The sequence below is a fragment of the Marinobacter sp. R17 genome (assembly GCF_003789045.1).
Taxonomy (GTDB): domain Bacteria; phylum Pseudomonadota; class Gammaproteobacteria; order Pseudomonadales; family Oleiphilaceae; genus Marinobacter_A; species Marinobacter_A mangrovi.
Genome location: NZ_RHGZ01000003.1, coordinates 1 through 17,072 on the forward strand (window position 1 = coordinate 1; position 17,072 = coordinate 17,072).

General features: G+C 61.6%; 15 protein-coding genes. 4 read left to right on the forward strand and 11 right to left on the reverse strand.

Translation table 11 applies throughout. From position 1 onward, the window contains the following. Positions 1-304: 304 nt before the first annotated feature. From EB809_RS03290 to urtA, 7 genes are all read right to left on the reverse strand, one after another. Positions 305-1,363 carry an AAA family ATPase gene (locus EB809_RS03290; RefSeq protein ID WP_123633389.1) on the reverse strand — a complete coding sequence of 353 codons (1,059 nt, stop codon included), beginning with the start codon at positions 1,361-1,363 and terminating at the stop codon, positions 305-307. Positions 1,364-1,375: 12 nt separating this feature from the next. After that, positions 1,376-2,422: an aliphatic amidase gene (locus tag EB809_RS03295; RefSeq protein ID WP_123633390.1), complete on the reverse strand. Its 1,047-nt coding sequence runs from the start codon at positions 2,420-2,422 to the stop codon at positions 1,376-1,378. Between the two features lie 35 nt (positions 2,423-2,457). Next, on the reverse strand, positions 2,458-3,144 hold the full coding sequence (gene urtE / locus EB809_RS03300) for an urea ABC transporter ATP-binding subunit UrtE (RefSeq protein ID WP_123633391.1): 687 nt from the start codon (positions 3,142-3,144) through the stop codon (positions 2,458-2,460). A gap of 29 nt (positions 3,145-3,173) precedes the next feature. Then, positions 3,174-3,914, reverse strand: a complete 741-nt coding sequence (gene urtD, locus EB809_RS03305) for an urea ABC transporter ATP-binding protein UrtD (protein WP_123633392.1) — start codon at positions 3,912-3,914, stop codon at positions 3,174-3,176. Further along, positions 3,914-5,104: an urea ABC transporter permease subunit UrtC gene (urtC, locus tag EB809_RS03310; protein ID WP_123633550.1), complete on the reverse strand. Its 1,191-nt coding sequence runs from the start codon at positions 5,102-5,104 to the stop codon at positions 3,914-3,916. The genes urtD and urtC overlap by 1 nt, the downstream gene beginning before the upstream one ends. A 59-nt stretch (positions 5,105-5,163) precedes the next feature. Then, on the reverse strand, positions 5,164-6,087 hold the full coding sequence (gene urtB, locus EB809_RS03315; RefSeq protein ID WP_123633393.1) for an urea ABC transporter permease subunit UrtB: 924 nt from the start codon (positions 6,085-6,087) through the stop codon (positions 5,164-5,166). A 134-nt stretch (positions 6,088-6,221) separates the two neighbouring features. After that, positions 6,222-7,391: an urea ABC transporter substrate-binding protein gene (gene urtA / locus EB809_RS03320; protein WP_411711055.1), complete on the reverse strand. Its 1,170-nt coding sequence runs from the start codon at positions 7,389-7,391 to the stop codon at positions 6,222-6,224. 501 nt (positions 7,392-7,892) lie between these two features. Between urtA and EB809_RS03325 the strand changes: the two genes are divergently transcribed. The 3 genes from EB809_RS03325 (at position 7,893) to EB809_RS03335 (ending at position 12,896) form a co-directional block, all read left to right on the forward strand. Continuing rightward, entirely contained in the window at positions 7,893-11,276 is a 3,384-nt protein-coding gene (locus EB809_RS03325; protein ID WP_123633551.1) for an ATP-binding protein, read from the forward strand. Beyond that, positions 11,260-12,174 (forward strand): DNA-binding response regulator, encoded by a 915-nt coding sequence (locus EB809_RS03330; protein WP_123633395.1) that lies wholly within the window; start codon positions 11,260-11,262, stop codon positions 12,172-12,174. Before EB809_RS03325 ends, EB809_RS03330 begins: the two co-directional genes overlap by 17 nt. Positions 12,175-12,260: 86 nt before the next feature. Then, positions 12,261-12,896 (forward strand): hypothetical protein, encoded by a 636-nt coding sequence (locus tag EB809_RS03335; RefSeq protein ID WP_123633396.1) that lies wholly within the window; start codon positions 12,261-12,263, stop codon positions 12,894-12,896. 30 nt (positions 12,897-12,926) lie between these two features. Here the strand turns inward: EB809_RS03335 and EB809_RS03340 are convergent, their stop codons facing one another. Further along, complete coding sequence (locus EB809_RS03340; protein WP_223807798.1) at positions 12,927-13,277, reverse strand: TfoX/Sxy family protein; 351 nt, start codon at positions 13,275-13,277, stop codon at positions 12,927-12,929. Positions 13,278-13,447: 170 nt separating this feature from the next. Here EB809_RS03340 and EB809_RS03345 point away from each other — a divergent pair, with 170 nt between their 5' ends. Further along, positions 13,448-14,428: a GGDEF domain-containing protein gene (locus EB809_RS03345; protein ID WP_123633397.1), complete on the forward strand. Its 981-nt coding sequence runs from the start codon at positions 13,448-13,450 to the stop codon at positions 14,426-14,428. A 38-nt stretch (positions 14,429-14,466) separates the two neighbouring features. On the opposite strand, the gene rluB is transcribed toward EB809_RS03345, so the two are convergent. Genes rluB through EB809_RS03360 form a run of 3 tightly spaced genes read right to left on the reverse strand, consistent with a single transcriptional unit; the run spans position 14,467 to position 17,068 of the window. Next, complete coding sequence (gene rluB, locus EB809_RS03350; protein WP_123633398.1) at positions 14,467-15,486, reverse strand: 23S rRNA pseudouridine(2605) synthase RluB; 1,020 nt, start codon at positions 15,484-15,486, stop codon at positions 14,467-14,469. 32 nt (positions 15,487-15,518) lie between these two features. After that, positions 15,519-16,187: an SMC-Scp complex subunit ScpB gene (gene scpB, locus EB809_RS03355; protein ID WP_123633399.1), complete on the reverse strand. Its 669-nt coding sequence runs from the start codon at positions 16,185-16,187 to the stop codon at positions 15,519-15,521. A 17-nt stretch (positions 16,188-16,204) separates the two neighbouring features. Then, positions 16,205-17,068, reverse strand: a complete 864-nt coding sequence (locus EB809_RS03360) for a segregation and condensation protein A (protein WP_123633400.1) — start codon at positions 17,066-17,068, stop codon at positions 16,205-16,207. Positions 17,069-17,072 lie beyond the last annotated feature (4 nt).

Here is a 17,072-nt window from a genome sequence, read left to right on the forward strand (position 1 = left end):
TCACCGCACAACCGCCGGATATACGCCACCTCGCCTTGGCCACAAGAGCTTCGCGGCTTCTTGCCCGCTCGCCCTGCTCGGCAGCGCCTCGTATCCGATTCTTGTTCATCGGCTCACGGTTTACGCTCCACGCTTCCTCCCCACGGTCAGTCGCCCTTCCGCAGTTGCGCTTCACTTCGCTCGCTGTGGCCAGCTCACGGGAGGACTTGCACCTCCAGGAGTGCGCCCGTGCCGGGCGCACAAAAAAGCCGCCCAACCAGGAGGGCGGCTTGCGGGAAACGCGGCCGGTCTGACTAAACGGGAATCAGGCCGGCTCTCCCGGAACCGTAACGGGCTCGACGCAGACGGCGCCGCCCCGCAGATAACCTCGAAACGCCCCGACATCGGGATGCGCCAGCAGGGCTTCCGCCAGCGGGGGCTCCAATGTCGAACGGAGGCGCCGCAGGATATCCCGGGCGCCGAAGCGGTTGTCGTAGCGTCCGCACAGGTATTCGCGCAACGCCTCCGTGAGTTCGACAGACGCACCCCGGCGGGACAGCCGCTGATTGAGACGGGCCAGTTGAATGCTGAGCAGGTCGTCGAGCCGGTCGATGCCCAACCGGTTGTAGGTGTGGATGCCGTCGATCCGGTTGATGAACTCGGGATCAAAGGTGTTCAGCAGGGCCGCTTCCAGCACCTCAGCCTCGCGTCGGGGGATCAGGCCCAGCCAACGGCGCCAGCCACGCCGGAACGTATCGCGGTAGCGGGCGGCCTCCAAGGCGCCAACGTTGGAGGTCATGAAGATCAGGCTGTTGCGAAAGTCGATCTCCTGCTGGCCCGACGGGAAGACCAGCCGGCCGCTGTCCAGGATGTTCAGGAGCGTGCGGACCACTTCCGGACTCGCCTTTTCCACCTCGTCGAACAGCACGATGCCGGGTTTGCTGAAGCTGCCCTGAATGGCTTCCGTATCGAACAGCGTGTGGCCTTCCTTGCTGCCGACATAGCCGGGCGGCGCGCCCGTCAACGCGGCCACGTAATGCTCCTGGGCCAGTGTGTTCATGTCGACCCGGCACAGGGCATCGCGCTTGCCGTGAATGGCCTCGGCCAGCAGGCGCACGGTTTCGGTCTTGCCGACGCCGGTGGGGCCCATCAGCATGTGGACCGCCAGCGGCCGGTCTTCTGGCCCGATGTCCGCCTTCACTCGCACCAGCATCGCCGTCAAGGCCTGGAGGGTTTCGGCCTGCCCGACGATGCGCTCCTGCAAACGGTCGCTGACCGCTTCCGGGTCGAACACGAACCGGGACATCCGCTGGACGCGGCCGGCATAATCCCGGCGTGCCGTCTGTTCGCGATTGGCTTCAATCTTTTCGTTGATGAACGACACGCCGGTCCCTCCTTACGCGCCTGCGGCCTTCTCCTGGCCATCGTAGGGCAACTCGCCCACCGGGCACTCCGCCACACCGATTGTCTTGCGGGTCATTGCCTCGACATTTTCCTGCGCCTTCTGCGCGTCCATCACCCAGGTGCGGTAGAACTCGAACGGGCAATCGGCCAAGCCCTTGTCGCCGTCACCGGAGGCGTGAACACCGGAATAGCCCCGGTGCAGTAGCTTGAACAGGTGATTCTGGGACTGGTCGTTGGCCCGGGCATCGCGGATCTGGCTGACGGAGAGCTGGGCATACTGCACGCCCATGTCCTCCTCGCCGCATTCGCCGAGGGTGCGGCCGTCAAAGCCGATGATCGCCGAATGGCCGAAGTAGGAATAGACGCCGTCGAAACCGGAGGCGTTGGCCACCGCCACGTAGCAGTTGTTGGCCCAGGCCATGCTCTTCGCCATCATGACCTGCTGTTCCTTGGCCGGGTACATGTAGCCCTGGCACCGGACAATCAGCTCGGCGCCTTTCATGGCGCAATCGCGCCAGATTTCCGGGTAGTTGCCGTCGTCGCAGATGATCAGGCTGATCTTCATGCCCTTCGGGCCCTCGGTGACGTAGGTGGTGTCGCCGGGATACCAACCTTCGATCGGGCACCAGGGAATGCACTTGCGGTACTTCTGGACAATCTCGCCTTCGTTGTTGATCAACACCAGCGTGTTGTACGGCGCCTTTTTCGGATGCTCCTCGTGGCGTTCACCGGTCAGTGAGAAAACACCCCAGGTGTTGGCTTCCCGACAGGCCGCGGCGAAGATGGCCGTCTCGTCGCCCGGCACCGTGGCTGCCGTTTCCATCATCTCATCGTTGTCGTACATGATGCCCATGGTGCTGTATTCCGGGAACACCACCAGGTCCATGCCAGGCAGGCCCACCTTCATACCCTTGATCATGTCCGCAATCTTGCGGGCGTTGTCGAGGACCTCGTCGCGGGTGTGCAGGCGCGGCATCTTGTAATTGACGACCGCCACGCCGACCGTGTCGTTACTGCTGGAAATATCACCGTGTCGCATGATGTTCTCCTACTGATCTTTCGTTTAACCGGGATTCAGACCGCCAGGTACTGGGCGATCTGCTGCTGATCTGCGGTCTTGCCGTCCACCTCGTGGACGATGGCGCCCTTCTCGATCACCATCACGCGATCCGCAACGGCCATGGCAAAGCTCAACACCTGCTCGGACACCACGATGCTGAGCTTGCGGATTTCCTTGATCTCGTTGAGGGTCTTGGCCAGTTGCTTGATGATCGACGGCTGGATGCCTTCGGTGGGCTCATCCAACAACAGGACCTTGGGATCCGCCGCCAGGGCACGACCGATGGCCAGCTGCTGCTGTTGCCCACCGGACAGGTTGCCCGCCTTGCGATGGCGCATGTCATGAAGCACCGGGAACAGGTCGTAGATGTCGGCCGGGATTTTCTTCGCTCCGGTCGCTTCGAGACCGGTGGCGATGTTTTCTTCCACGGTCAGCGTCGGGAACACCAGCCGTCCCTGGGGCACATAGGCAATGCCCCGCTGCACCCGCTGATAGGGCTTGGTGCTGGTCAGGTCCTCACCGCCAAGGGTGATCTGCCCTTTCGCGGGCAACACCCCGATCAGCGATTTGAACAGCGTGGTCTTGCCCATCCCGTTGCGGCCCATGATGGTGAGGGTTTCGTTTTCGCCCACGTTCAGGGACACCCCGTGGATCACCTCACTCATGCCGTAGCTGACACGTAAATCGTTGGTACTGAGCATGTTTCGATCTCCTGCGCTTAGCCGCGCCGTTAGTGCCCCAGGTAAACCTCAATCACCCGTTCGTTCTTCTGGATGTCGTCCATTTTGCCCTCCGCCAGCAACTTGCCCTGGTGCAACACGGTCACCTTGTGGGCGATATCCTTGACGAAGTCCATGTCGTGCTCGATGACCAGCACCGACCGGTTCTGGCTGATTTCCTTGAGCAGTCCGGCGGTGCGTTCCCGCTCGACCACACTCATGCCCGCGACCGGTTCATCCAGCATCAGCAGTTCCGGGTCCTGGATCAGCAGCATGCCGATCTCCAGCCACTGCTTCTGGCCGTGGCTGAGCAGGCCGGCGCTCTTGTCCAGGTCGTCCGCCAGGTAAATCTGTTCGGCGATCTCCCGGACCCGTTTATTGATCCTGGGGGTGCGCCGGAAGAACAGACTCCCGAACACCGTGCGACCGGAGGGATAGGACAACTCCAGGTTCTGGGCGACCGTCAGGTTTTCGTAGATGGACGGGGTCTGGAACTTGCGCCCCACCCCCTTGTGGACGATCTGGTGCTCGGCCATCTTGGTGAGCTCCAGATCCTTGAACTTGATGGAGCCGTCCGTCGCCCGGGTCTTGCCGCAGATCAGGTCCAGCAGCGTGGTCTTGCCCGCGCCATTGGGACCGATGACGACCCGCACTTCGTTGCGTTCCAGGTAGAGTGAGAGACCATCGACCGCCTTGAAGCCGTCGAAGGAAACGGTCAGGTCTTCAACCGCCAGCAGAATGGGTGAGCTCATCAGTGGGACTCCTGTGCTGAGGCCATGGACACGTCGTCACGGGCTTTGGATTCAGCCGACTTCGGCGCACTGGGTTTGGTTTCCGGCCCGGAAGCCGCAACGGTTTCGCGCTTGAAGGCGCTGGCGAACCAGTTGCGCACGGGCGCAGCGTAATCCGACACCAGGCCGGCCAGGCCCCGCGGGAACAGCATGACCACCGCGATAAACAACGCCCCCATCGCAACGACCCACAGCTGCGGGAAGCTTTCCGAGAGGGAGCTTTTCGCCAGGTTGACCAGGAACGCCCCGTAGGCGGCGCCGATCAGGGACAGTCGCCCGCCGACCGCACAGAAAATCACCATCTCAATCGAGGCCACGGTGCCCACAAAGGACGGCGACATGAAGCCCACCTGCAGCGTGAAGAACGCGCCACCGATGGCCGAGATGACCGACGCGGCCACGAACACGAAGATCTTGATGTTCGCCACGTCGTAGCCGGAGAAACGCACCCGGTCTTCCTGGTCGCGCATGGCGATCAGCAACTGGCCGTAACGGCTGTTGAGGATGAACTGGCCCGCCAGCAGGCAGAGAATCAGGGCCGCGCAGCAGGCGAAGTACAGCACGTACTTGGCAAAGTCCGTCTGGATATCCCAGCCCATCAGGGTGCGCAGGTCGGTGATGCCATTGATGCCCCCGGTGTAGCCCTGCTGGCCGATGATCAGGATGGTCATGATGGAGGCGATGGCCTGGGTGATGATGGCGAAGTAGACGCCACCGACCCGGCGCTTGAACATGGCCACACCGATCAGGAAGGCAAACAGCGCCGGCACCGCCACAATCAGGATCAGCGTGGCCGTGAAGCTGTGGAACGGCTGCCAGAACCAGGGCAGCTCGGTGAGCTGGTTCCAGTCCATGAAGTCCGGAATCCCCGGCGTACTCTGGATCGCCGTGTTTTCCGGCGACGAGGCTTCCAGCTTCAGGAACATGGCCATGCAGTAGCCGCCCAGGCCGAAGAAGATCCCCTGCCCCAGGCTGAGAATGCCGCCGTAACCCCAGCACAGCACCAGACCCGCGGCGACGAACGCGTAGGTCAGGTACTTGCCATAAAGATTCAGCCGGAAGATATCGCTGAACAGTGGCAGGACACCCAGGATCAGGACCGCAATGATCAGGATCTGGATCAGTTTTCCGCGGCCGCCGAACTTGTCCATCCAGCTGGCCTTCGCTACAGGTTGCGTACTCATTGTCGTCTCCTCGTATCAGGCCGCAATCAGCGCCGGACCTTGCTGGCAAACAGCCCCTGGGGCCGGAACATGAGAATCCCCACCACGGTCATCAGCGTGATGACTTTCGCCATCGAACCGGACAGGAAGAAGGACAGGATGGATTGGGCCTGGGCAATGCCGAAGGCGGAGGCCACGGTACCCAGCAGGCTGGCAGCGCCCCCAAACACAACCACCAGGAAGGTGTCCACGATGTAGAGCGACCCGGTGGTGGGGCCCGTAGAGGCGATCGTGGTAAAGGCGGCACCCGCTACGCCGGCGATTCCGCAGCCGAGGGCAAACGTCAGGCGGTCCACGCGTTCGGTATTGATGCCCGCGGCGTTGGCCATCATTCGGTTCTGGGTGGTCGCACGGACCTTGATGCCCCAGCGTGAGCGGTACAGCAGGAAGAAAACGGCAATAGTCAGGACGATGGTGATGCCCACCACCAGCAGACCGTTCAATGGAATATCCACCATGTCAGTGGCCTGGTAGGAGCCCATCAGCCAGTCCGGCATGACCACGCTCTTCTCGCGCGGACCGAAGGTGGAGCGGAAGATCTGCTGCATGATCAGACCCAGCCCCCAGGTCGCGAGCAGCGTGTCGAGCGGCCGGTTGTAGAGGAACCGTATGAGGAAACGCTCCACCAGGTAGCCCAGTATGAAGGTCCCCACGAAGGCGAGGATGATCGCCACGGGGAAGTAGTAATCCAGCAGGAAGGGCCACACATCCGAGGCCACGTAGGACACCAGGTAGGTGATGTAAGCCCCCAGTGTCAGGAATTCGCCATGGGCCATGTTGATCACGCCCATCTGTCCAAAAATAATCGCCAGCCCCAGGGCCATCAGCAGGAACACGCAAAACAGACTGAGGCCACTGAACCCCTGCATCAGAAAGATTGCGGTCAGTTCCTCTCCGGTATAACCACCCATGATCAGTCCTCCCTCGGACCGGGGTGCAGACCCGTTTCTGCACCCGCTTGTTGTGTTGCTTCAAACGTTTCTTTTCAGTCAGGACAGCGCCAGGATCGGCGACGCCCGGGATAGCTCCCGGGCGTCCATGGCGCTTACTGGTAGCCTTCCGGGAAGGGGTTCGGCTTGATCACGTCGGATTCCCACACCACGTCGGCCTGGCCATCGGCTTTCCACTGGCCAATGCGGGTGCGCATCCACAGGTGGTGGTTCTTGTCGACTTTCAGGTAGCCGTGCGGGGAGTTGTCCCACTCCATACCCGGGGAGGCGGCGACCACCTTGTCCACGTCGAAGCTGCCGGCGGATTCCACCGCACGCTTCCACAGCCACGGGCCGAGGTAGGCGGATTCGGTCACGTCACCGATCACGGCGTCCTCGCCATACTTCTTCTTGAAGGCGGCGACGAATTCCTTGTTGCCCGGCAGGTCCAGGCTCTGGAAGTACTTCATGGAGGAGTACAGCCCTTCGACGTTCTCACCGCCGATACCCAGGACTTCATCCTCGGTCACGGAGATGGTCAGCATGGGCTGTTTCTTGAAGGTCAGGCCGGCGGCGTTGAGCTGCTTGAACCAGGCCACGTTGGAACCACCCACGACCGCACCGAAGACCAGGTCCGGCTTCTTCAGCTTGATCTTGTTGATCAGCGAGCCGAACTGGGTGCTGCCCAGGGGGTAGTACTCTTCACCCACGACCTTGCCGTGCAGCACATTCTCGATGTGCTTGCGGGCAATTTTCATGGACGTCCGGGGCCAGATGTAGTCGGAACCCACCAGATAGAACGTCTTCGCACCGAGCTTGTCGTGGGCCCAGTTCAGACCCGCGAGGATCTGCTGGGTGGCCTCCTGGCCGGTGTAAAACACGTTGTGGGACTCTTCCAGCCCTTCATAGAAAGTCGGGTAGTACAGCAGGCCGTTGTCCTTCTCGAACACCGGCAGGACGGCTTTACGGGACGCGGAGGTCCAGCAACCGAAGACGGTGGCGACCTTGTCCCGCTCCAGCAGCTTGTGGGACTTCTCGGCGAAAGTCGGCCAGTCGGAAGCGCCGTCTTCCTGGATGACCTTGATCTGACGTCCCAGCACCCCGCCCTGGGCGTTGATCTGCTCGATGGCGAGCTTCTCGGCCTGGACCGAACCGGTCTCACTGATCGCCATGGTGCCGGTCAGTGAGTGAAGAATACCGACGGTGACCGTGTCATCGGTGACCGCCAAACCGGTGGTGTTCACCTCGGACGTGGCCGGTGCCGCGTTGGCACCCGAAGCCAGCATCACCGAGGCGGCCAATGTCATCAGACTCCGGCGCCAACCGGTGCCCCCCGACAGCGCGCGCTGATTTCCTGTCTTATCTGTCGTACCCATGGTCTTTCCTCGCATTGTTTAATGTTCGGCCTGGCGCCCACCGGGTCGCACAGCACCTACGAGGATCATTCTGTCCAGCACCGCCATGAGCGCCCATTCGACAAATACCCCACCGACCTACGTCATTTGACGCATGGGCGGCCGGTGCCCAACGCGATAAAAACGCAGTACTCCTTTTCCCGCGTGCACATTCGCCTGCCGACGACGAGGCCGATGGCACGATAATTGTTGTCCGGTATCCGGTACCGCCAATCGGGCTGCAGGCGCCTTAACCGCGAATCCTGCGCCCCTTTTTGGCGCACAAAAATCGAAACAGGCACCGGATACATGGGGAAGTGGATTTACGACGGACAGGACGGGCTCTCGCTTCGCCACGGCGAAGCCTCCGAACAACAGCAACCAGGCCAGCCCATGACGGCCAGACAGCATATTTTCCGCGTACGCCGGAGCTACAATCAGTGGGTCGCCAACCAGACCCTGGAAGACTACGCCCTGCGCTTTACCGCCAAGACGGCCCGACGCTGGTCGGCCGCCCGGGTCAGCAATACCGCGCTGGGGGCGATTTCCTTCCTGGCGATGGAGGCGATCGGCGGTGCCATCACCCTGCACTACGGCTTCGACAATGCTGTGGTGGCCATCTGCGTGGTGAGTCTGATCATCTTCCTGACCGCCATTCCCATCAGCTACTACGCCGCCCGCTACGGCGTCGACATTGATCTGCTCACCCGTGGAGCGGGCTTTGGCTATATCGGCTCAACGATTACTTCGCTGATTTACGCCTCGTTCACGTTTATCTTCTTTGCGCTGGAGGCGGCCATCATGGCCATGGCGCTGGAGTTGCTGTTCGGCATTCCCCTGGTGTTTGCCTACCTGATCTGCGCGCTGGTGATCATTCCGCTGGTCACGCACGGCATTACCACCATCAGTCGTTTCCAGCTCTGGACCCAGCCGGCCTGGATTGTGCTGCAACTGCTCCCCTTCGTATTCATCATCTATTCCGACGCCACTGCCGTGACGGACTGGACGCAGTTCGAGGGCATTCATCCAGAGACCGGTAGCGGTTTCAACCTGCTGATGTTCGGCGCCGCAGCAGCGGTGGTCTTTTCCCTGATTGCCCAGATCGGTGAGCAGGTGGACTTTCTGCGCTTTATCCCCGAACCCAAGGAAGGCGAGAAAGCCAAATGGTGGATGGCAGTCCTGAGCGGCGGGCCCGGCTGGATCGTGATCGGCAGCCTCAAGATCCTGGCCGGCTCGTTCCTGGCCGTGCTCGCCCTGCATCAGGGCATTCCGGCCAGCGACGCGTCTGACCCCACGCAGATGTATGTGGTGGCCTTCAACTACATGACCCAGACGCCGCAAGTGGCCCTGGCCATGGCCGGGGTCTTCGTGATCCTGTGCCAGATCAAGATCAACGTCACCAACGCCTACGCCGGCTCCATTGCCTGGTCGAATTTCTTTTCCCGGCTGACCCACAGCCACCCGGGCCGGGTCGTCTGGCTGATGTTCAATGTGGCTATTGCCTTGCTGGTCATGGAACTTGGCGTCTATCGCGCGCTGGAGGACACGCTCGGGTTCTACGGCGTCATTGCCATCGCCTGGTTGGGCACGCTGGTGGCGGACCTGGTCATCAACAAGCCGCTGGGGTTCAGCCCGCAACACATCGAGTTCAAACGGGCGCACCTCTATGACATCAACCCGGTGGGCGTGGGGGCCATGCTGCTGGCCTCGACCGCCGGACTGGTCTGCCACAGCGGTGCCCTGGGCGATGTGGCCCAGGCCCTGTCACACTTCATCACACTGGCCACCGCGCTGGTGACCGCGCCCCTGATCGCCTGGCAGACCAAGGGCCGCTATTACCTGGCCCGGCCACCGGTGCATATGGAGACCACCGAGGGCCTGGTCAATTGCTGCATTTGCGAGCACCGCTTCGAGCCCGAGGACGTGACCCATTGCCCGGCTTACGACGGCCATATCTGCTCCCTGTGCTGCTCACTCGACGCCCGCTGTGCCGATTTCTGCAAGCCTGGCGCCGGGTACCGGGAACAGTTCCAGAGCTTCTTCGGGCGGTACCTGCCCTCGGCCCTGATGCCCCGGCTGACCAGCCGGGTCGGCCACTTCCTGATCCTGCTGTTTGCCATCAACGGCGTGTCCGGCCTTCTGCTGTCGCTGATCTATTTCAAGACGCCGGTGGACAGTGCCGCAGCCGCCCTGCTGCTTTCCGCCACGCTGTGGAAGGTCTTCTTCATCCTGATTATCGTGACCGGCGTCGTCTGCTGGCTGTTCGTGCTGGCCCATGAAAGCCGTGTGGTTGCGGAAGAGGAATCCCAGCGCCAGACGCGGCTGCTGATGGAGGAGATCGTTGCCCACGAACGCACGGACAAAGCCCTTCAGGAAGCCAAGGAACACGCCGAAGCCGCCAACGATGCCAAGAGCCGCTACCTGACCGGCATCAGCCATGAACTGCGCTCCCCGCTGAACGCCATCCTCGGCTACGCCCAGTTGCTGGAAAACGATGAGACCATCCCGGCCAATCGCAAAGGCGCCCTGGATGTGATCCGCCGCTCGGGCGAATACCTGGCCGACCTGATCGAGGGGTTGCTGGACATTTCCAAGATCGAAGCCGGCCGGCTCGACCTGCACCGGGACCAGGTGCGTATTGCGATGCTGATGGATCAGCTGGTACACATGTTCCGGCTCCAGGCTCAGGACAAGGGCCTGCGCTTCACGTACCAAGGCCCGAAACACCTGCCGGAGTTTGTCAGTACCGATGAAAAGCGTCTGCGGCAGATCCTGATCAATCTGCTCTCCAACGCCATCAAGTACACGGATCACGGGGAGGTGAATTTCACACTGCGCTACCGCAGCCAGGTGGCGGAATTCGAGGTGCGGGACACCGGCGAAGGCATCGCCGAATCGGACATCGAGCGCATCTTCCGTCCCTTCGAGCGCGTTCGGACGGCCGGACTGAGCCGCTCGGGCACGGGCCTGGGCCTGACTATTACGCGCCTGCTGACCGAAATCATGGGGGGCGATATCGCCGTGACCAGCTCGCCCGGCCACGGCAGCGTCTTCCGGGTCAGCCTCATGCTCTCCAGCGTCGACCGCCCTCACCCGGAATCCATCACTGAGCCCACACGAACCATCTTCGGCTACGACGGCCCGGTTCGCCGGATTGCGGTCATCGACGACGAGTCGTCACATCGCCAGCTTATCCGCGCGATGCTCTCGCCGCTGGGCTTCGAGATCCTGGAGATCGACAACTCCCTCTCCGCCTTGCAGACCGTGGAGCGGGAAAAGCCGGACCTGGTGTTACTGGACATCTCCATGCCGGGCTTTACCGGCTGGGAGATCCTCGACCAGATCCGTGGCGCTCGCCTGGAGCTGCCGGTGGTCATGGTCTCCGCCGATGCCAGCGAGGGCCGGCACCAGCTGCAAAGCCCACCGTTGTATGACGGATACGTCGTCAAACCGGTGCGACTGAACCTCTTGCTGGATCGTATCGGCGAACTGCTCAAACTGAGCTGGCGCTACGAAAGGACGCCCAGTGAGAAGAGCGATACCGCGTTCTATCCGTCACCCGTCAATCGCCTCCCCGAACCGGCCCACCAGCAGCGTCTGGTGGAGCTGGCTTCAATCGGCCATCGCAAAGGACTGCTCGAAGCGCTGCACAGCATGCGCGTGCATGGAGACGCCGAAACCCCGTTGCTCGATCAACTGACCGAGCTGACCGAGAACTTCCGGTTTGACGAGATCATCTCCCTGCTACAGGTAACCCGTGATGAATGCTGCGAGTGAACAACGTACCGTTGTGTTGGTTGTCGACGATGCGGTGGACAGCATCCGCATGATCAACGACGTGCTGGAAGAAGCCGGCATGACCGTGCTGGTGGCGCTCGAAGGCGCCCAGGCCCTGACCATCACCCAGAACATCGCCCCGGACATCATTCTGCTCGATGCGATCATGCCCAACATGGACGGCTTCGAAACCTGCCGGCGCCTGCGTGAGCGCAGCGAGCTGATGGACGTGCCCATCATCTTCATGACGGGTCTGTCGGACACCGAGCACGTGGTGATGGGGCTCAAATCCGGCGGCGTGGACTACGTCACCAAACCCATCAATGCCAATGAGTTGGTCGCCCGGATGTCCGTGCATCTGGCCAATGCCCGCATGGCCCGCAGTGCACGCTCGGCACTGGATCATGCCGGCCAGAACCTGATGGCGGTCGATGGTCACGGGCAGCAGGTGTGGGCGACGCCGCAGGTACAGCAACTGCTCAAGCAGTCCGGTGCCCTCGATACCGAAACCAGCGAGCGCGTCGTTGAAACGCTCAGCACCTGGCTGGACCACGACCCGGAAAGTGGCCATAACCTGGCCCTGGATTTCCTGCCCGAACCACTGACGGCCGAATTTCTGGCCCGGATCGACAACGTCAACTACCTGCTTCGCCTCAGCCCCCGAAAAAATGACAAGCATGCGACCGAGACCTTGCGCCAACGTTTCGGCCTGACTGCCCGGGAAGCAGACGTCCTGCTCTGGATCGCCAACGGCAAGACCAACCGGGAAATCGGCCAGATTCTGGAAATGAGCCCGCGCACCGTCAACAAACACCTGGAACAGATCTTCCGCAAGCAGGCCGTCGAGAACCGCACGTCCGCCGCCGCGGCCGCCATCAAGTGTCTTGGCCGCCTGTGACGGGCGCCCGGGCGAAGCGAGACTGGTGAGGCATCCTGAGAATGTGAGAGACTGTGACGGCGACTGAGGTGACAGGAGAGCGCTTCATGAATCCAGACGCCCTAGCCTTTATTTCCAGAGCGCCGGTCCTTGTGGTCGCGGGCGGTCTGGCTTGCCTTATTGCGCTGGCTGCGTTCGTTGTTCTATTCCGACAGGTGCGTCGACAGCAGGAAGAAGTCGATTATCTTGAGCGGCGCATCAATACACTCTGGCAGGAAGCCGATGCCCAGGTCGGCGGCGAAGGCGATAAACCGGATGCCCCATCGGTCGATGTCAGGCCACGGGCGGGCGTTTCCGCGACGGAAAGAGCGGCCTACGATACCTTGTGGCCCCTCGCGTGGGAGCTGCACGACCGGATCGGCACCTTCCTCCGCGCCATCGATCATCACGAGCCGATCAGCGATACCCGTCTCGCAGCCCGTCATGCGGCCCTGGACCTGCGCCGGGAAACCAACCGCCTGCGCCCGTTTATCGATGCCGACATCGATCACCTGCTGCACCAGCTGCTTGATGCCGAGGTCAAGGCGCATCTAGCCGCCTGTCAGTTCCTCGACAACCGGGATGCCCGGGCGCGGGAAGGCAGCGAAAACAGCAGCCGCTGGCAATGGCAGGAACATCATGAGCAGGAAGCGGTCGAGCTAATGAACCAGTTGGTGACGGCCATCAGGAAGCGCGTGCTCTAGTCCATATTCGCGCCATGACCACCCATGACTTTACCGTTTTCCAGATTGACTGGCGCGTAACGCGGCGGCATAGGCTTCGTTCCCCCAGGCCATCATCTGCTCCGGATCCTCAAAGACCTCCTCGGGTGCCTGGCGGTAGGACATCGCAATGCGCTTCCCCTGACGCGGGATCGTGAAGGGCTCCAGGCCCCGGGCAACAAACGCCGGCTCACTCTGGGCGTCGAACTTCAAATACAGCGTCTGCCCGGAAATCAGCGCAAACATGATGTCCCCCAGAAAAAGGCCATAACCCCCGAACATCCTCTTGGCCTGAACCGGCCCAACCCCCTGAAGCTGATCGACCACAAACGTTGCAAACTCGATCTTTGCGTCCTTGACCACGGCAATCTCCTTCCGCCCGTGTCGGATTTAATCCGTCAATAATTTGTCTAAACCGCATTCCGTTGAACTTTAAAGCACACTCTTCCCTTTTAACACGCTGTTTATAATGACCTTTACAGGACGGGCACGATACATGCTTGAACGACCGCAATGCGAGCGAGAGTACCGTTATGCCCTCTAATCCCACATCCCTGACAAACGCCGGACCTGAGCGTGCTCAGGCCCTGGCCGACCTGGAGCGTCTGAGTCTTCAGTGGCAGCGTGATGATGACGTTTTCATGCGCCTGTGCCGTCGGATGACGACCACACCGGACCTCCAGGAACTCATGGCCATTTTCGCCGAAGAGCTGGCCTCCGTGGTGCCGTTCGACCGCCTGACCTACCAGAACACCATCGACGGCCAGCCTGTCGAGATCAAGATTGGCCAGGGTGGTAATCATCGGTGTGAGTATGGCCTGAATCTGGCCGGCGAGCACTTCGGCATGCTGCGCATTTTTCGCCGGATGCGCTTTGCCGAACAGGAACAGACGGTCATTGAGCAGATGCTGGGGACGGCAATTCACTCGATCCGGAATGCCTGTCGCTACGATGCGGTACGCCGAGCTTCCCTCACCGATGTCGTCACCGGCATCCCCAACAAGCGGGCGTTTGAAGATGCGCTGGGCCGCGAAGCCTCACTTGGCAATCGTCACGGCGAGCGCTGTGCGTTAATTCTGTGTGATCTGGATCATTTCAAATCGGTTAACGACCGCTATGGCCACCTGGCCGGCGATCAGATTCTGCGGGCGACAGCGCTGGCGATCGAAGACGCCACCCGCTGCACGGATACGGTATATCGGATTGGTGGTGAGGAATTCGGAATCATATTGCCGCATATCGGCGACAAGGAATGTGCGCTGGTGGCTGACCGTATCCGCGAGGCCATCACCCGCATCACCCTGGACAGCGAAGGGGAACCGGTCCGCGTGACGGCCAGTGCGGGCTTCGGTATCCAGTCCCGTGGTGAGTCCGCCGATGGATGGTTCAAGCGTACGGACGAAGCGCTGTACCAGGCCAAATCCGATGGCCGCGACTGCACCCGTCAGGCGCGGCCCGCCCAGAACACCGATATCGCCTTCATCGACAGCAACCGCCGCAACCGCGGCGACTAGACCGACAACAACGCCCACGGAACGGGCGAAACTTCAAGTTACTTTCCCGGCGCCTTGCGACGTCCCGTCGGGGACTTGCGACGGGCATCTCCTTTCTTTTCCTGACGCTCTTCCGCCTTGTGCTCCGCTCGGGTAAACACGCCCCCCTTACGATAGCTGCCGGATCCCCGGGACGGCTTCTTGCGTTGTTGCCGACGCTGGGTACGGGCTTCCCCCGGCGTCTTCGCCGGTAGCGCCAGTGGATCCAGGCCAACCGCCCGGCTCAGGGCATCGACACTGCGCTGATCCATTTCCTCCCAGCGCCCCATGCTGAGACGACTGGGCAACATGGCTGGCCCGAAACGGACCCGCTTCAGGCGACTGACCTTGACGCCCTGGGACTCCCACAGCCGCCGGACTTCCCGGTTACGCCCCTCGAACAGGGTGACGTGGAACCAATGGTTGATCCCTGAGCCACCGGCGCTGGAAATATCCGAAAAGCTCGCCATGCCGTCATCCAGCAGGACACCTTCCAGCAACCGATCCGTCATCGCCTCGTCCACTTCCCCGAAGATGCGCACTGCATACTCCCGATCCACCTGATAGGACGGATGCATCAGGCGGTTCGCCAGCTCACCGTCGGTGGTGAATAGCATCAGGCCGGTGGTATTGATATCGAGCCGGCCAATCGCGATCCAGCGCTGATCCTTGAGACGCGGCAGGCGATCAAAAACCGTCGGACGCCCCTCCGGGTCGTTACGGGTGGTCACTTCGCCTTCGGGCTTGTTGTACATCAAAACCCGACGAACCGGTGCCTGGGCCGCTTCGATGCTGACGGGTTTGCCGTCGATGAAAATGTGGTCGTCCACCGTGACCTTCTGGCCCGGAACGGCGATCGCCTTATTCACGGTAATCCGCCCGGCTTCGATCCACGCTTCAACTTCCCGACGCGAACCGACGCCGGCCCGCGAGAGAACCTTCTGCAGACGCTCGGGCGGCAACACCTGACGTGTGGGCTTCTGCTTATCCGCGGACGGCCGCTGGCCGCGGCCCGACTGTGCGTCGCGCTTCTGCGACATGGTACTTTTCCTTCAAAGTGCCCGGACCGACCTCAGTGGACGGTCCCGGAAATGGATTCATTGTGGTCGTCGCCGGTATCGTCGTCTCCGTCTTCCGGGACCGACTTCGGATCGTCAAACTGGATTTCGGCCTGGATCTTCTGCTCGACCTCTCGCCCGATCTCCTCGAGATCACGAATTTCCGACAGGGGCGGCAGCTGCTCCAGCGACGTCATGTTGAAGTAGTCAAGAAACTGACGGGTCGTGGCGTACATGGCCGGTCGGCCCGGAACGTCTTTGTGGCCGACGATACGCACCCATTCTCGCTCCATGAGCGTCCGGATGATATTGCTGCTAACCGTAACCCCGCGAATGTCTTCGATTTCACCCCGGGTGATGGGCTGGCGATAGGCAATCAGAGCCAGGGTTTCCAGCAGCGCCCGGGAATAACGCTGCGGCTTTTCCTCGAACAGCCGACCGACCCAGCGGGCATAGTCTTCACGAATCTGGAAGCGGTAACCGCTGGACACCTTGCACAAGGCGTAGCTACGCCCCTCGCAGGCCTGCTCCAGTTGGCTGAGAGCATGCTCCATGACCTGGCGGGCCGGGCGTTCCTCTTCACTGAACAGCTCACGCAATTGATCCAGGTTCAGGGGCTTGCCGGCGGCGAGCAGCGCGGCTTCGATAATCAGCTGTATACGTCGAATCTGTTCTTCGCTCATTCCTGTTGCCCTGTGTCTCAGTTTGCCGCCCGGGCCCGCACGTGAATCGACCCGAGCACTTCGCCCTGAACCACCTCGATCAGCTGCTCCTTGACCAGCTCCAGCGTCGCCAGGAACGTCACCACGACACCCAGCCGCCCCTCTTCGATCGTGAACAAACTCTCGAAGCGCACAAAGCGGTCGCCGGACAAGCTGGAGAGAATGTGGGACATGCGCTCCCGGGTGGACAGCTTTTCCCGCTCAACGTGGTGGCTGGTGAACAGGTCCGCCCGGCGAATGACGTCGCGCAACGCCAGCAGCATGTCTTTCAGTTCCACGTCCGGATGCACCTGGCTCTGCGGCAGGCGAGGCAGTGAGGCTGACGTGGCGTAGGTATCCCGCTCCATACGCGGCAGCTCATCCAGATCCTCAGCCGCTTTCTTGAAGCGCTCGTATTGCTGGAGTCGGCGGATGAGTTCGGCGCGGGGATCCAGGTCTTCCTCGTCCTCACTCTCCTGGCGCGGCAGCAGCATGCGCGACTTGATTTCCGCCAGGGTGGCCGCCATCACCAGATATTCCGCGGCCAGCTCGAAGCGCATGGCCTCGATGGCGTTGATGTAATCCATGTACTGACGGGTGATCTCGCTGACATCGATATCGAGGATATCCATGTTCTGACGGCGAATCAGGTAAAGCAGCAGATCGAGAGGCCCCTCAAAGGCCTCCAGAAAAACGGCCAGCGCGTCCGGCGGGATGTAGAGATCCTGCGGTAGGTCCTTGACGGGCTGGCCCGCCACCCGGGCCACAGAAGCGACATCCGGGGTATCGGTGTCCGACGCCACCTGAGTCGCCTCAGGCGTCTGGGACTCCGAGTTCTCCTGGACCTGCTGATCGTCAGTCATTGCC